This is a genomic window from Rhodospirillaceae bacterium, assembly GCA_028819475.1.
In the GTDB taxonomy this organism is placed as follows: domain Bacteria; phylum Pseudomonadota; class Alphaproteobacteria; order Bin65; family Bin65; genus Bin65.
Genome location: JAPPLJ010000036.1, coordinates 161,766 through 176,498 on the forward strand (window position 1 = coordinate 161,766; position 14,733 = coordinate 176,498).

The following is a 14,733-nucleotide window of genomic DNA, read 5'->3' on the forward strand; positions in this document are numbered from 1 at the left end:
CCGCCCCGACACACAGGCGCAACCAAAAGACCGGCGAGCGCCCCGGCAGCTTGGAAGCGCCGGCGAGGGATTGGAAGATACACCAACAAAACGCAATCTGGAGGCTAGGCCCCGGAGCTTCCTCTTTTGTGGCAGTGACACGACCGGCCGCCATTCGCGCCTTAGCCAGAATCACCGTCGCTGCATCGCGGGCCGGCAAGAATACACGAGCCCTTCGACGGATGCAGTTTTCAAATCCGGTTTCTCCGAATAACTTGGACCCTTGTCCATTGGAATGAAATTCTCATGACCGCTGTCCTCTCCAAACCGGCCGACCGGATTGATGCAGGCGATATTCAGGCACTGATCGACGAAAGCGTGCCGGAAGGGGCGCAGATCGAGTTCAAGGAGAGCTTGCCGGCAAGGGGCACCGGCGATCCCGATCCCTGGATCCAGGGCGATGGTAGAATCGGCGACAGGGCCAGAAACGAAATATTGAAAGAGGTGGTGGCGTTCGCCAATGCCTATGGCGGCGCCTTGGTGCTCGGCATTGCGGAGGACGGAGCCAAACCGCCCGTCGCTGCGAACGTGACGCCGCTGCCGCGCTGCGCTGACTTGGGGGAGCGTTTCAGGCTGGTGTTCCGCGATTCCGTCGAACCGCAACTCCCAACGCTCGATATCGTCCCGGTCCCGACGAACGGCGACGACGGGGTCATCGTGTTCCGAACGAGCCAGTCGCGTCTCGGCCCTCATCGTGTTACGTCCACGCTGGTGTGCCCGATCCGGCGCGCCGACCGGTGCGAACCCCTGAGCATGCGAGAAATCCGGGACATGACCCTCAATCTGGCGCGTGACACGGAGCGGCTGGAACGGCGGCTGCGGGAGCGGGCTGCGAAATTTGAGGAGGAATTCAAGCGTCTGACTATCCCCAATGACGCCTTCGGGTTTCGCGTTACGGCTCTTCCCGTTGGCGATGAAATTAAACTAGACTCTCTCTTTAGCGCCAGTAGACTGATACCGGAATTGCGTCCGCCCAAGATTAAGCTTAATCGTACGAAAGATGATGAAAAATGGTCAATAGGTGCAGTTGAAGATCATCATAAAGTTTCATTCGAAAACTGGCGGCCCTTGCTACGTGCCGCTCGCTCTGAAGACAGTTGGACGTGGGGCAGTAAAGTAGAACAGCACGCCTATTCCGAGATCTACTGCAGTGGCAATTTAGAGATCAGCTTATTCGCAACCCGACTCTACAGCAACTATGGAGGAGAACACGAAGGCAGTCTATATGCAGGTGTGCCCGCCTCGATACTGGCGCAGATACTGGTATGGTCGGATCAAATTAGGCAGCAAGCGGACGCGCCTGGCGCCGAATTTGTCGTTCAATTGCAACTTGTAGTCACCGCTGAGAAGCTGTTTGTCGATGCGTCTGGCATGTTTCGAGTAGATACATTCAGTTACGTTGGGCAAGAAAATCAGTGCTTTCCTGAATATTTTCTGAACGATTCCAGAGATATTCATAGAACCGTTTCCTTATTCGAGAGAGATTTCTGGAATTTCCTTGGAGGGGATATAGCTGAAGTTCAAGGAGCATTGGAGATCGTGCCGGCATGATTGGACTGGTCGGAAGCAATAGCTCATGCCCACGCTGAACTGGCTGACGCGGGAGGAGGACGTCAGGGCGGCGGGGCGCGTGCCATACCGGTTGCTCGAATCTGCGGCTCTGCTGGAAAGTGGGGCGCCCGCATACGGTACAATGACAGGATTCCCGGGTTTCTAATTTCGAGGTGTGTGCGGTGTGGCGGCCCCTGGCGGGAGTCAACGACGGCGCCCGCCGGCCAAGCGCCATGCCGGAAGCGGTTCACTTGCATGGGCGTCCGCGCGCCGGGGGTCAGGCCGGATCCCGGAGAGGGAAGCAGCTGACTCCATTGTGAAGCACCATCCTGTGCACCTGCATCAGGTGGAACTTTACCTGCTGTGCTTCTTCAGTAAGGGGAACCAGGTCTTCCACGTCAATCCATTCCCTGAAAGAGACTGTATTTTCACCGGGCTCTGCGGCTAGCATCATTGCCATTTCGTCAGCATCCGAAATGAACGGTATCGACGGCCCGCTGAAATCGATTTTTTGTCCCAGGCATCCATGGATTACCAAATTGCGTGTCGGCCAATTGTCCAGCAGCCAAGTATGTAGATTCCCGCCCGGAACGGTGAATTTGGGGGATTCTCTCAAATGCTCAGGAATCAGCCAATGCTCGGGAAACAGCCAAAAGGCTTGCAACTCCCGGTCCGGAACGGTGCATTTGACCAGTTTTTGAAACTTCTGCCCAGGCAGGCGCTTTCGCCGTTCTTGGAGGGTTTGCGTGTCTTGCCGTCGAAATTCATTCTCGCCTACCCGCATCAACCAAAGAGTGCGGATATCCCTTTCAATGTCTGCCCAGGCCAATTGAAATCTGCCGAGTACCCGGGCAGTCCATTCGTCTTGCTCTTCGAGCTGTCGCAATTGTTCTTCGAAATTGAGCATCTTTATCCAAACCCTTTTTCGTCATCATCCGTGACCGCCGGTCATGTGCCGTTGCGGAAGCGGACGGCCGCGCCGCGCGCCGCGAGCTGCCCAGGGCGTAGGCGGTGGGCGTGCCCGAAGCCGAGGACCTGGTGGTGAACTTCCAGGGGTTCCGCGCGCCCGACTCCGCCTTCACGGTAGCCGTCCCGGCCGCCGCGCTCGGCTGACTCGGGCTTGGCCATGCATCGTACGATTGCGCTGCCTCGTAACATCGATCCGGGATCGACTGATCGGGCCTGGAATTCCCGGCCGTGCCGGAGCGCCGATGCGAACGGCGGACTCCTTTCGCGATCCGGCAGTTCGCCGAACCTGGAGCAGCGACCTCTCAGAACCGAATATCGCCGGCGCCGCCTGCATTTTCGAGAACGGTTGGGACACGGCTGTGATGTTCGATCCATGCCCGGCTTGCCGGCGAGATCCATCCGGCGACCTCCAGAATCCGCTCATGGTCTTCAACGATATTCCGCGCGAATATCGGTTCATGGTGAGCGATCCGGTTGCGCAACGTCCGCAATGCGTTCAACGGCCGGTGAGCCTGCCTGCGGGTCAGCGGGGCACGATGTGGAAAGGCGCCCCGCAGCGCCGGGCGCCAAAGCGTCATTTCGTAGTTGGCCCTGCGCCCTGCGGTCACGCGGCCTCCGGGACCCAGCAACGAGACCCAGAACCCGAACGACAACGCCGCCACGACCCGGTGCGGATCGTCCCGATGCCCGTCCCGCGCCAATTCGGCCCTGGCTTTCGCGATCCGCTCCAGGGCGCCCCTGTCAAGCCCCGCGCGACCGTTGTCGTACCAGGCCGCGCCGTATCGTTCGCCAAGCGTGCGGTTCATGGCGTTACGCAGCGCGACCTCCAGGCCCTGCAGCGGTCCATAGAAGGCGGCGCTGACCGCGGTGTTCCAGACATGAAGTCGGACCGCCCCTTCCCGGTTTTCCCGGGTGGCGTCGAGATAGGTGCCGAGACGCTCGCGCGAGAGGAAGACCTCGAGATCGTCGAGGATTTCGTCCGTGTAGCAGAAGTCGTTGACGTCCGGCCCCCGGTCCTCCATATTCATTGCGTACACCCCGGACCCGCCTCTGCCACCCGGTATGCGCCCGGGGTTTTTGTTTAAATCCCAGACCCGATCATGACGGTTTGGCCGCACCGCCGGTTCGGTTTCGGCGATATCCCCGCCTGGAGACCGCCCTGCGGGCCGTCCTGGCGGCTTCGTCCACCTCGCGGAATTCCGGTTCGAGCTTCTTTAGCCGCGCCACCAGCCCGCCGAGGTCGTAGATGTTGGTCAGCTTTCCGCCATGGATGGCCCGACGCTCGATGCGTTTGACGAGGCCGGCCGTTTCGAGGTCCGCGATGTGGCGCTGCACCTGACGGGCACTGAGACCCAACCGCTCGGCCAGGACGGCCTTGCCGGGATACGGCTTCCGGTCGCGTTCCCACCAGAAATCGCAGAGCTGCATCAGCACGGCGAGCTGCGTCGGGTTGAGCCCCAAGCGGTTCTGCGCCCGCAGCAGCAGCGACGGGACGATGCAGAAGCCCAGGGCGATGACCTCCTCGCCCCATTTCTTCTCGGATGCCCGCCCGGTTTCCTTTTCCGGGCGCAGCCGGACTACATTGTCCGCCACGCCGTTTCCGTTCCCGCTCATGATCGATGCCTTCCAGCCGCCGGTTCACCCCGGCTATATCGCCATCGTCGCCGGGAACATCAAGGCGACCCCACCGGACGTTACCGACCTGACCCAGCAGTCGTAGACTTCCGCTCGTTACGGTCGCATCTGTCCACTAAAGAAGCACGCCCTCAATCGGTATTCCCTGCAAGCCCACGAACAAGACCCAAGGTTGACCGGACACCGGTGTCTAGGCACCCGGCCGTGGATGACCCAAACGTAATGGTGTGGGCGGTTCGCCGTAACGGCATCCGATCGACATTTCGCACGCCTCTATGGTCAATCGGAAATGCTCCGGAGCGGCAGGGCTGGCAACCGCCGATCCGGGATCGTCGCCGCCAGCCGCGACAGGGACGGCCGCCAGGACTGCCGGCGACCGCCGCCAGGGGCCGGCCGGCGACCGGGTGCAGCTTCAAGCGCTTCAGTGCGAGCGCAGCCGGTCTAGGGTGCGCAAGCAGGCGCGGTATAGAGCGGTTACGCGGTTTTGCTCGGCCAACTTGGCGGTAAGCCGCTCGATCTCCCACATCCGGCTTGGCGGCGGCGCGGCCGGTGGCGCCATAGCGTGCCGCCTCTCCGCGGCACGATATCGCTTTCGCATGGCTGAATTCCGCTTCAGCCCCCGGATGGTGTGCCGAGAGATTTCAAGTCTAACGTCCAAGAACGCCGCTGCGTCGCCCCGGTTGGCGCACGACAAGTTCCGGCGGCCGGCCCACTGTACGAGGCACCAATCACCGGCGGTCAGGCCGTCGCCGTCCATCCTGTCGGGCCGGTCGGGCCAGCCCTCGCCTTTCAGCACATACACGCACTTTTGCCGCTCGTTCAGCGCGTTTGCGGCCGGACTGGCGGCGAGCAGCGCCAGGGACGCGGCAAGGGCAAGCGATCGGATGGGCGCGTGCATTTAGTCATCGCCGGACTTTGCCGGCGGTTTGCAGGACGCGCAATGCATCGCCAGCCAGCCCCCACCCGGCTGCGTCGAGAATCTCCCCGCCGCCGGCGATGCTGTTTGCGGCCTCTAGCGCCGCAACGGCGCTGTCCTGGTCATCGGGACGGAAACAGTCCGCGATTGTGTCGGCGCTTTCGATGACTGCCGCGGCGGCCTCCGCGACGGCCGCGCGCAAAACGGCCTCGATGTCTTCGCCCGGCGGCCCGGCTGAAACGCGGTAGCCGAACTCCTCCAAGTCATGGTCCGCCAATTGCATGACGTTGCAGCGGCAGCCGTACGGTTCATCTGCCGGCGCGCAGCCTGGCAGCGGCGGAAAGTGCGTCTGCCACCAGGGATGATCGATCGGCAGGACCGTCCCATGCCACGCAAGATGTTCCGCGCTCGTGTTCCGATCCGCGACGGCGACGAACCGGAGATAGCGCCCGCTGTCGGCAGCCCGCTCAATGTTGCGCCATTTGCGGACAGAGTACGCTGTTTTGCACATTTCACCATCGGCCCTGCCGAGCCTGGCGCGTTTCTCGAACGGGTAGAGAAAAGCGTCCAGTTGGTCGCGGTCCATGGCCAGCAGGTCCGCTCCGCACGCAGCGCGGACGGCCTCGCAGGCTGCGTGCAGACTGGCCGGCACGGCCAGCGGCTGCCGTGTCGGCACGCGGTCGCCGGCTTCGATCTTGGCAACCATGCTGTCGGCGCCGCGCTCGCGCTTGCCCATTAGCCACCCCAACACTTTTCGGCCTTCCCCCAAAAAAATTTCTCCCGACAACGATAGGGCTTGCCCGCTCCGGCTTCAACGTTCCCCCGGCGATCTCCGGGCCGCGAAAATCTCCGCGACTTTCTTGGAAATGGCTGTCTTCCGCCTGTCCCCGGCAGGGTCGCCGGATTGCTGGAAGGGTCCCACGGCGCGATGCGGCGTGGATCGAGTCCGGCAGAACGGGACGATCGCGTCACGGCTAGCTGCGTTCGGCCGGTTGGAGACTGCCGGGATCGCCGGCGACGGCCGGAGCATCTTCAAAGACGCACAGGCGGCAGTCCGGCAGGTAGCAACGCCAAATGCGGAACGGCTGGCCCGGCCGACGTATCCATGCCCATGTCCGGGCGGACTTCCGACAGCGGAAGGCGCGGCGGAGTATGTGGAACATCCGGCCGGTGCGGCTATAGACCCAGACGTGATATCGCCGGTTCCGCGCCTCTCCGGCGCTTGTGTTCCTTGAATCTTGATCCGGGAAAAATCGCGCGCGAAGCTGTACGCTCTCGTGCCGTATCCCTCCCGGCATCGGCGTCCGGCGAGGGTCCCGAGGCCGCGCCGCAAGGTTAACTGCCCTCCGGCATCCTCCTTTCGCGGCCCAGGCGCCTGCAGCGGCGCACCGCTTGCGGACAGCCTCCGCCAGCGCCGCCACCCCGCGCCTCGGCACCTTCCGGACCTTCGGTCCGCGCAGCACCGCTGTCGCCTTGTGCGAAATCTCCGTGGAGGTCCAGATCGCCACGAGGTCCGACCCGTCGAGCAGCGGCGCCACAGCCCTTCGGTTGGGCGCGGTGTTTTCGGTGACGAACCGCAGGTCGAGCCGGCAAGCGCAGAGCCGTTCAAGCTCGCCGCGCGCGCCCGGCGACCTCGTCCATGACAGCCTGTCGCGCTGCGCGATCGTCGACGAGGCCGGTCGGTGCCCGGAACGGTAGCATGCGGCCTCGCCTCGACGCTATACTGACCGGCGCACAGCCGAGCTCTGTATCCGCGGCGGCGGGTCGGCAATCGACGGTCCGTACTCCAACCCCATTGTCCTGTCCCATCCCGCGATTACCTTCCCCCATCGCCTTCATCTTTGCCTCACCGGACAGCCCGAACTACTGTCTCTTGACAAGCTGGGCTTCATTTAGAGAGCGTCTGGCAAGATTCTGGCTAATGGGAGAACGGTCACGATGAAACCTCGGAGAAGCAGATGGATCAACCGGTCGTAGGGTGGCTGGAGCGGCCGAAAGATAAGATTGGCCTTGATAATCTTGGCACGCAACAACCGTGCATATTAATTTACTCGCGGCTATTGCCTGGTATTACCAACGTCACCGATAGGGTGGCTTATTTCGGATTCTATCCTTGGTTTATCCGAGCTTTCGAACAGCGATTTCCCAATGCCACGGATTCGGAGTTCAAAACCGCTTTGCGACGAGCCGACTGTCTGTTCACTTTGGTCGCAGAACGTCATGCAATCGTCAGCAATGATCAAAATGCGTCCATTCATGGAGCTGCCTGCGCAGGAAGGCGGAAGCTGGGTCCAGCGGCAGCAGCCTTATCCAATGGAGTCGAGCTTGACATAAATGAGTATGCCAACCGCGATGAAGACAATAAGAAGCGATATTTCAAGAATTCTTTAGGAGGACTGGGACAGTACTACCTTGGGCCTCTGAGGGATGAATATTTCGTACTCTACGGGAATTCCAGGACTGGAATTAAATATACAGACGAAATAGGTGAACCATTGGCATTGAGCTATGCCGATGAAAACGACGAAATCAACTTTTTTGAAGTACTGTCACAAACTACTGTTAAGGCAACAGACTTGGACGCCTTGGCAGATTTTTGCCCGTGCGCCATTCACAGTGGACGCCGCCATACTGCGCAGAGTTCACTCATGAAGATGTTGTTTGAAGATTGTACTGTGGCAGGCAAATCGAGAAGAGCGACATTTCACCTACTTTTGGAATTTCTACAAATCGCCGACGGCTCGCTTAGCGCGGATCCAGTAAAGGAATTCTTGTCCAGCTGCTACACTGAAGCGATCAGAAACGAGCCTTGGGTCGTTCCTGAAATTCTAGCGCCGGTGCGATCGAAATGGGCACTTTACACACGCAATGAAATGATGAGCCTAGCTTGGTACACACTTTTCAAGCTTGCTCTGGATGAGTTAGACGGACGACCTAAGCCATTTCGCGATGTCCGACACTTTGCCGATTGGCTCCTGGGTCGGCCGTCTTTCTCATTTCCTTCAACACACGACTTCGACGGAATGCTGCAAGCTGACCGCCTTGCAGCGCCTACCCTTTCATTGCTGTCGGATTCCAATCATGAATTGGCTCTTTGGCGACGTATGACAGACGAACGGCTGCCACCCCTTGAAGCCGCATGTCAAATGTTCATTCGTCTAGTTGCACGCTGGGGAGACGAACCAGACTGCTACGCGTCTCTTGCCCTGCACAAAGGTGCGCTTGCTTCTTATCCATTGACCTTGGACAGCTTAAATCGATTGGCCAAGAGCCACTGGCGCGGCTTATCCTGTCGCCAATGGATGAAAAGTCTCCTCGTTGAAACTCTCTGCGCGCATCAAAGGGTTGCAATTCGCAAGCTTGGAGAGTCCGGCGAAGACACCCTGATGTTCCGGATCGCCGAGCCCGGCATGTCGGTACATCGTCAGTTGGACCATATTGTGGAAACCCAACCTCGGCTGCGACAGGCGTTTCAAATCCTGCTCGATCTTGGCGTTACCCAGTCGCAAGCCGGAGCGCTGCCGGAGTTGACCGAGCTCGGCTTGGAAATGCTGACTGGCTTCCGCCGATGACCGAAGCTAGTCTGTCGATCACACGATATCCGCTTCTCGACACCTTGCGCAACTTGGTGAAGAGTCGGGCCTCGATCGAGGCATCTGTTCTCACGACCTTTACCTTTGACGCCGCGTTCTATGAAGAAGTCCTGCTTCGAGCATTTGAACGGGCGGGCAGCCGTTTGAATATTGTCATCGTCGATGCGCGACAGCTCGCGACCTCAATGGATGATCCACTTCGACAACCTGCGCGAGCAGGAAAGGACTATCTGCTGGCACCGGTGGTACACCCGACAGCTTTTCATCCAAAAATTCTGACATTGCTGTCGAAAAAGACGTCTATTCTAAGTATCGGTAGCCATAACGCAACAAATTCAGGATTTGCCCACAACGAAGAAATCACGACCTTTTGGGGCTCGGAATGTGGAGGTCCGTCTCGAGGCCATCTGCTCAACGCATTAGAATATTGTCTATACTGGCTGCGTTACACCGGCGCGGCGCAAGAGGCGTTGCTTGACCAAATCGAGCAGCGATTGGACTTCTATGGCCGCCTCGCGAAAGATCTCGAACAATTCGAATATCGCTTTATTGGCTCGCATCCCAATAATCAACCTCTTTGGGCGCAAACTATCGACCAAATACAATCCCGCGTGCATCGAATTTCTGTAGTCAGTCCGTATTTTGACAAGGACTTGCGGGTTCTGAATAGGATGTCAGAAGAACTCGATCCCAGTGAAATCATAGTGGGCTTGCAGCCAGATACGGCGGTACTTGAAGCCCCTGAATCTGCCCCAGAAGGTACGCGCTTCGTTGACTCATCGACAATGGGCGCCTTTCGCACTGCCGCCTCTGGAGATAGTTTTGCTCACGGCAAAGCAATATTATTTGAAACGGAGTCCGGACCAATCGTTTGCCTTGGAAGTGCAAATGTTACCAAAGCCGGCTGGCTTGGCGGTGAATACAGCAACGCCGAAGCGATTGTTTCGCTGACCGGGAATGCTGCGCTAAAGGCAGCCACGGAACTTGGGCTAAATGTTTTGAAAACAGCGCCATCGGTTTCTCCTGAAACACTTCAAGCGGTGGCAATTCGCAGTCAGAAACAACGCAAGTGCGAGCGCCAACGGGACTTGAAGATCAAGTCAACTCCCGTGATTGTTGGCGTCCGACAGGGCAATGCGATCTCAGTTAACGGCTTAAGTCTAGAGGAATGTGAATCGGTAGTTTCGCTCCAAAGCTCGGTCAGTTTTCGGTCTACGAATTTCACAGCAACTGAGGGTGGCGTAATTTTAACGACCGATCCTCCTTTGACAGAGGGAGGGCTGGTTCGGATCGATGGCCCCGAAGAGCCTCGAGCGGTGGTCGTGATCAATAATGAACATGCTCTACTTGCCGCGATGCGACCAAAGGCTGCTGCCAAGGTGCTCGATCAGTTAGGCCGTCTCGAAAACTACGATGGTTTCGATGAAATTTTCGATTTGCTTCAGCGACACGTCTTCGAGGAGTTCCAACCGTCCGGAGGGAATGGCGCCTCGAAGCACAACGCTACCGCTGTAGATGGGACTAACCGTCAACCGGAGCCTGAGACCGCAATACCTTTTGGTCCGCGTGGAATCAGCCTCGCGGCAATACCTCAGTCTAGACGCCAAAACCAATTGCTGGAAGACGGCTTAGTATCAGAAATCATTGCCGCACTGCTCCGCGCCATAGGGCCGGTTTCGAAACCTGCTCTCGATGGGGATGCACGAAATCTTGATGCTGAGGATTCTTCGCCAAGTGAGTTGTCGGCCGACGACGTAGCGCAAGCACGAGAAATCGATCCTGACCACTTCGATGTAAACTGGCCCAAGCTTGTCATGGCCTGTCGTAAGCGCATCGGTTTGATGATCCGTCGACTCAAGAATAAGCTTGAGCAACCGATTCCGGGGCCAGATCGGGCAGCTTGGCTCTTCAACAGGTTATTGCTGGTGCTTTGCTTGCTGCAGCGGCTCAGAACTCTGCCGCCACCGTCCAATCTCTTACCGGACGGCCATATGCGACCCACTAGCTTAGTGGGTGTCGATCAACTGCGGGAAGCGTTCAAGGCTGCGATGCAAGGAATGTACGGTAAGGCAGGAATTGCACGGCTGCTGGAGGAGTCTCCATACTATCGAGCTTCAGATGATCGCGCGATGCTGGATAACATTCTTCTTTGGATCGCGCACGAGATCGGTGCTGACTTCGAGGAAAGGCCAGTATTCAATGAGCAGCCTGCCGATAAAGCCCGACGGCTAGGGGACATAGCCGACGTCGTCGTAGTAGCAACCTCGGTCGCTGCCTTTCCATTGGCGCAAGAAGTCGTACACGCAAGTTACCCTTCGAAAAGATTGTGGAACGATGCCAACACGCCGTCGCCAGACTGGTTCCAACGTCATCATCGACTTGGAACCGGTTTTCAATCATGTCTCACCGAGAAACGCTATCCGAAGTTGAACCGCAAGCCGAGAGAAGGAGAGTTCGTCTTTTGGGTAAGTGAGCCAGGCCTTCCCAGGCTTGTGCGAGCGCTGTCCGGAGATAATGCTATTTTAGTTGAACTAGGGGCCAATGACAATTCTGGCAAAAGAATTCGTGATTCCTACCTGGATCCCATTGATCTAGACGCCATCATCGCAGGTAATTCCATGGGGGACCCGTTTTAGAATATCTCGTGCTTCACTGTGGCTTGTGTCGTTCGTACCGATCATCTTCAATCCGCTCAGCGCTGCGATCCGCGCTATCGTTTGCAAACAGTCCTCAAGACCGCCTCCACAAATCTCCAGTCCCACAAAGTGAAGATCGGCTCGACCCCTTTTGCTGTTGTCCGTCACAAGAATTCGTCGCCTACCAGCGCTTGGGTCGTTGACATACACCGTCGCTGCACCTGATCCGCCTATGTATCTGCGGGTCATGTTCCGTGGTGCGTTCCGATGTCGGCATTTCTGCGCTGGCGCTTTGTCCTGCGGTGATTTCCAGCGATCGGAGTGCGGCGGTCGGCCGGACCCGGTCATCGATCCGCAACCGCTCCGGACCAGTCTCCCGCGTGTCGCTGTCCACCTGTGGCGTCGATCCATTTAACGCTCCGTCTTGCGGCGGCCGCGTTCGGCGGCCTTGATAACATCTTGCACGGCCGGCCGCGAGAGCCGGAATTCCTTCGCAATGGCCGCGGGCTTGAGGCCGGCCTCGTGGGCGGCCAGGATCAGGCGCGCCTGTCCGGGCGTCACCGCGGCCTGCTTACTGCGGGTTTCCGTCCCGGGCTTCCTGCCGTCCGTCCGGCCGCGCCGGCGCGCCTCGGCGGCCGCGGCTTCCAGCAGCCGGTCCAGCTGCGCGTCGTCGAGATGGCGCAGCGAGCGCTCCAGATCGGCGGGCAGCGCCATTGCGCCCGCTTTCCTGCCGCCGTCGCCGGACCGCCCGTCCCTGTCCTTTCCTTGCGCCATTCCGTCGTCCGCACCGGTCGCCTGTGGGCCGTGGCGACCGATTACAGCGCAACAGGCCTCTGCCGGCCATAGCGCCGATCCGACTCCGTCCTGCCGACAGGGCCACAGTCCGTTCCGGTTGGCTTCGCCGCGCCTCTCGCCGTCAAGAGGATGCGCGTGGCCGTGAGCGGGCGGCGGCGGGCATGTCCGGGGAGGGCCTGGCCGCCGCTTTCCCTCATCGGCACGAAGGAGGCGGCACCATGACGGCAGCCATGGCGATGCCCGGCAACACGGCGGCGACGTTTCTCACCCATTTCTTCGGACCCGGCCTGGCCGACGACGACCGCTATCTGATCGAGCGCTTTCGGGCGATGGCGGATGGCGACATTCGCCGCTGCCCGGACGCGGCGCCGAAGGGTGCCAGGCGCCGCAAGGCGAAGCCGGTCACCGCGACGCTGAAGGCGGTGAAGGATCTGCGGCCCGCGCCCAACGAGATCATCGTCTGCACTGGGCTCAAGACCCGCGGCGGCGTCCAATATTGGGGTTCTCTTTCGACCTCTTTGTTTTGCGACCGCAAGCAGAAGGGCTGACGGCCCCTTCCTGGACGTCCTGCCGGCCCGGCGCCAGCGGGGGGTCCGCCTTTCACTTTCCCCCCAATTCGAGGAGGCCGGCATGGCCTATGCCGATCCGGCGGTTCGCCGTCGGCGCGACCGCGAGCGCGTCGCCCAGCGCACCGCCGAGCGCCTCGCGGCCGGCCTGTGCACCAGGTGCGGCAAGACCGAACCCTTGCCGGAGCGCAGACTGTGCGCGCCGTGCAACGAGAAGCGGAACGCAGCCAGCCGAAGGCGGGACGCCCGTCTGCGCGCAGCGGGCAAGCCGCGGAGAAATCCCGACGACGCGAAGGCCTACGAGCGCGCGCGCCGCCGCCGCGAGCACGCCGCGCGCAAGGCCGAAGGCATCTGCACCAGGTGCGGCAAGGCTCCCGCGCGCCCCGAACGCACGACCTGCGAGCCCTGCGCCGAGCAGCACCGCGCGCGGGACCGCGCCCGTCACGAGCGGGCCAAGGTTGGGGGCGTCCCCTATGGCGGCCGCGATCCGGAAGCGCGGCGCCGGGCCGGCCGCAAGCGCAGCCGCCGGCGCAGCGAAGCCCGCAAGGAGGCCGGCCTGTGCATCCGCTGCGGCCATGTCCCGCCCGCGCAGGGCCGGGCGCTGTGCGAGCCGTGCCGCGAGAACAGGCGGCAGGCGAAGCGCGATCGCCATGCCGAACGCCGCGCCGCCGGCCTGTGCGTCAACTGCGCGACGCCCGCGCCCGGCGGCAAGGCCTATTGCGAGCCCTGCGCCGGGACCCGGTCCCGGCGCCGGAACCGCGAGGCCAAGCGCGAGGCCGACCGCCGGCGCTATGCCGAACGGCGGGCCCGGGGCGATTGCACGTCATGCGGCAAGCCGGCCGACGGGGCGGCCGAGTGCCGGGCCTGCTGCGAGGCCGCCTGCGCCCGCTACGACGCCCGCCGGGCCGCCGGGGTCTGCGTCAGGTGCAAGACCCCTACCTTCGGCGGCACGGCCTATTGCGCGCCCTGCGCCGTCGCCAAGGCCGAACGGCGCGACCGCGAGGCGGAATACGCCGCCCGGCGCCGGCGCTATGCCGAGCGAAGGGCGAAGGGCCGCTGCGTCCAGTGCAACGCGCCGGCGCCGGGGATGGCGCGCTGCGAGCCCTGTTCGCGCAAGCACCGGGAGAGTTCGGGGGCGTTCCGCGGCATCCCGCTCTGGGACCCGACCTGGACGGTGATCGAGATCGCCACCGGCCGGGAGCACGGTCCGTTCGACAGCGAAGCCGAGGTCGCGCTCTGCCTCGCCTTCGAGAAGCTGGCGCCCGACCAGGTCGAGGTGCTGTGCGACGCCAGCCTCATGTCCACGATTACGGCGCCGCCCTGGTGAGCCGGCGGCAGGTGCGCCGGGGCCGTTTCCCGCTGCGCCGCCGGCCCGCCGTCCGTCGGCCCGATCCGGTCCCCTTCGCCCCGGTCCCGTCCCGGCGCCGGCGGAAGCCGGAGCCTGGCCGGGAGAGCGCGGCCGGGCGGCGCCGCGGAGGGAGCCCCCGGCCTTCGCCATCGCACGGGAAGGGGAGGCAGGCCATGCCGATACGCCGGCCGTCGCAGCGCAGCGCGCAGACCTACCTGGTTCACGTATTCGGGCGCGGGCTCGACGGGGAGCGCTACGCGGTCGAGCGTTTCCGCGCCCGGCCCGACGGGCGGATCGACCCGGTCGACGCCGGACAGTCGAAGATCAAGGGGCGCAGGCCGAAGCGCACCATCGCCAGCGCGGCCGAGGTCGGCAGGTTCCGGCCCGGACGCGACGAGATCATCGTCTGCACCGCCCTCGATCTGAAGGCCTCCGGGCTCCAGTTCTGGGGCTTGCGCGCCAGCGGGCTGGCGGCCGTCCGCCACGCCCGCTGAGCCGGGGCGCCGTCATGCCCGGCACCGGCGCCGCCAAGGAGCGCGCCAACGCCCGCCTGCGCCGGCGCTACGCCGAGCGCATCGCGAGCGGGACATGCACATCGTGCGGCAAGGCTGCCCCCGAGCACGGCCTCAAGGTCTGCGGCAATTGCGCCGCAAAGCGCCGGACCGCGGACCGGGCCCGCCGCGCC

General features: G+C 61.8%; 13 protein-coding genes. 7 read left to right on the forward strand and 6 right to left on the reverse strand.

Annotated features, from left to right (window positions below):
• Positions 1-285: 285 nt before the first annotated feature.
• Positions 286-1,590 carry an ATP-binding protein gene (locus OXM58_11820; GenBank protein ID MDE0149048.1) on the forward strand — a complete coding sequence of 435 codons (1,305 nt, stop codon included), beginning with the start codon at positions 286-288 and terminating at the stop codon, positions 1,588-1,590.
• A gap of 277 nt (positions 1,591-1,867) precedes the next feature.
• Here OXM58_11820 and OXM58_11825 read toward each other — a convergent pair whose 3' ends face one another.
• The 5 genes from OXM58_11825 to OXM58_11845 form a co-directional block, all read right to left on the reverse strand.
• On the reverse strand, positions 1,868-2,497 hold the full coding sequence (locus tag OXM58_11825; GenBank protein ID MDE0149049.1) for a hypothetical protein: 630 nt from the start codon (positions 2,495-2,497) through the stop codon (positions 1,868-1,870).
• A gap of 364 nt (positions 2,498-2,861) precedes the next feature.
• The gene (locus OXM58_11830) at positions 2,862-3,587 is read right to left on the reverse strand and encodes a hypothetical protein (protein MDE0149050.1); all 726 of its coding nucleotides are present in this window, start codon (positions 3,585-3,587) and stop codon (positions 2,862-2,864) included.
• 70 nt (positions 3,588-3,657) lie between these two features.
• Positions 3,658-4,173, reverse strand: coding sequence for a helix-turn-helix domain-containing protein (locus tag OXM58_11835; GenBank protein ID MDE0149051.1), 516 nt, complete (start codon positions 4,171-4,173; stop codon positions 3,658-3,660).
• Positions 4,174-4,615: 442 nt separating this feature from the next.
• Positions 4,616-5,092, reverse strand: coding sequence for a hypothetical protein (locus OXM58_11840; protein MDE0149052.1), 477 nt, complete (start codon positions 5,090-5,092; stop codon positions 4,616-4,618).
• A 4-nt stretch (positions 5,093-5,096) separates the two neighbouring features.
• Positions 5,097-5,846, reverse strand: coding sequence for a phage minor head protein (locus tag OXM58_11845; GenBank protein ID MDE0149053.1), 750 nt, complete (start codon positions 5,844-5,846; stop codon positions 5,097-5,099).
• A 656-nt stretch (positions 5,847-6,502) separates the two neighbouring features.
• On the opposite strand from OXM58_11845, the gene OXM58_11850 reads away from it, so the two are divergent.
• The 3 genes from OXM58_11850 (at position 6,503) to OXM58_11860 (ending at position 11,339) form a co-directional block, all read left to right on the forward strand.
• Entirely contained in the window at positions 6,503-6,808 is a 306-nt protein-coding gene (locus OXM58_11850) for a hypothetical protein (protein ID MDE0149054.1), read from the forward strand.
• A gap of 260 nt (positions 6,809-7,068) precedes the next feature.
• Positions 7,069-8,682 (forward strand): hypothetical protein, encoded by a 1,614-nt coding sequence (locus tag OXM58_11855; GenBank protein ID MDE0149055.1) that lies wholly within the window; start codon positions 7,069-7,071, stop codon positions 8,680-8,682.
• The gene (locus OXM58_11860; GenBank protein MDE0149056.1) at positions 8,679-11,339 is read left to right on the forward strand and encodes a hypothetical protein; all 2,661 of its coding nucleotides are present in this window, start codon (positions 8,679-8,681) and stop codon (positions 11,337-11,339) included. The genes OXM58_11855 and OXM58_11860 overlap by 4 nt, the downstream gene beginning before the upstream one ends.
• A gap of 411 nt (positions 11,340-11,750) precedes the next feature.
• Here the strand turns inward: OXM58_11860 and OXM58_11865 are convergent, their stop codons facing one another.
• Complete coding sequence (locus tag OXM58_11865) at positions 11,751-12,113, reverse strand: hypothetical protein (protein ID MDE0149057.1); 363 nt, start codon at positions 12,111-12,113, stop codon at positions 11,751-11,753.
• Positions 12,114-12,352: 239 nt separating this feature from the next.
• Between OXM58_11865 and OXM58_11870 the strand changes: the two genes are divergently transcribed.
• The 3 genes from OXM58_11870 to OXM58_11880 all read left to right on the forward strand — a co-directional run bounded on the left by OXM58_11870 (position 12,353) and on the right by OXM58_11880 (position 14,542).
• Complete coding sequence (locus OXM58_11870; protein ID MDE0149058.1) at positions 12,353-12,682, forward strand: hypothetical protein; 330 nt, start codon at positions 12,353-12,355, stop codon at positions 12,680-12,682.
• Between the two features lie 82 nt (positions 12,683-12,764).
• Positions 12,765-14,027, forward strand: a complete 1,263-nt coding sequence (locus OXM58_11875; GenBank protein MDE0149059.1) for a hypothetical protein — start codon at positions 12,765-12,767, stop codon at positions 14,025-14,027.
• A gap of 194 nt (positions 14,028-14,221) precedes the next feature.
• Positions 14,222-14,542, forward strand: a complete 321-nt coding sequence (locus OXM58_11880; protein MDE0149060.1) for a hypothetical protein — start codon at positions 14,222-14,224, stop codon at positions 14,540-14,542.
• Positions 14,543-14,733 lie beyond the last annotated feature (191 nt).

Coding starts and splice junctions, on each gene's coding strand:
- OXM58_11820 (MDE0149048.1), top strand. CDS start 286: ATGACCGCTGTCCTCTCCAAACCGGCCGACCGGATTGATGCAGGCGAT.
- OXM58_11825 (MDE0149049.1), bottom strand. CDS start 2,497: ATGCTCAATTTCGAAGAACAATTGCGACAGCTCGAAGAGCAAGACGAA.
- OXM58_11830 (MDE0149050.1), bottom strand. CDS start 3,587: ATGAATATGGAGGACCGGGGGCCGGACGTCAACGACTTCTGCTACACG.
- OXM58_11835 (MDE0149051.1), bottom strand. CDS start 4,173: ATGAGCGGGAACGGAAACGGCGTGGCGGACAATGTAGTCCGGCTGCGC.
- OXM58_11840 (MDE0149052.1), bottom strand. CDS start 5,092: ATGCACGCGCCCATCCGATCGCTTGCCCTTGCCGCGTCCCTGGCGCTG.
- OXM58_11845 (MDE0149053.1), bottom strand. CDS start 5,846: ATGGGCAAGCGCGAGCGCGGCGCCGACAGCATGGTTGCCAAGATCGAA.
- OXM58_11855 (MDE0149055.1), top strand. CDS start 7,069: ATGGATCAACCGGTCGTAGGGTGGCTGGAGCGGCCGAAAGATAAGATT.
- OXM58_11860 (MDE0149056.1), top strand. CDS start 8,679: ATGACCGAAGCTAGTCTGTCGATCACACGATATCCGCTTCTCGACACC.
- OXM58_11865 (MDE0149057.1), bottom strand. CDS start 12,113: ATGGCGCAAGGAAAGGACAGGGACGGGCGGTCCGGCGACGGCGGCAGG.
- OXM58_11870 (MDE0149058.1), top strand. CDS start 12,353: ATGACGGCAGCCATGGCGATGCCCGGCAACACGGCGGCGACGTTTCTC.
- OXM58_11875 (MDE0149059.1), top strand. CDS start 12,765: ATGGCCTATGCCGATCCGGCGGTTCGCCGTCGGCGCGACCGCGAGCGC.
- OXM58_11880 (MDE0149060.1), top strand. CDS start 14,222: ATGCCGATACGCCGGCCGTCGCAGCGCAGCGCGCAGACCTACCTGGTT.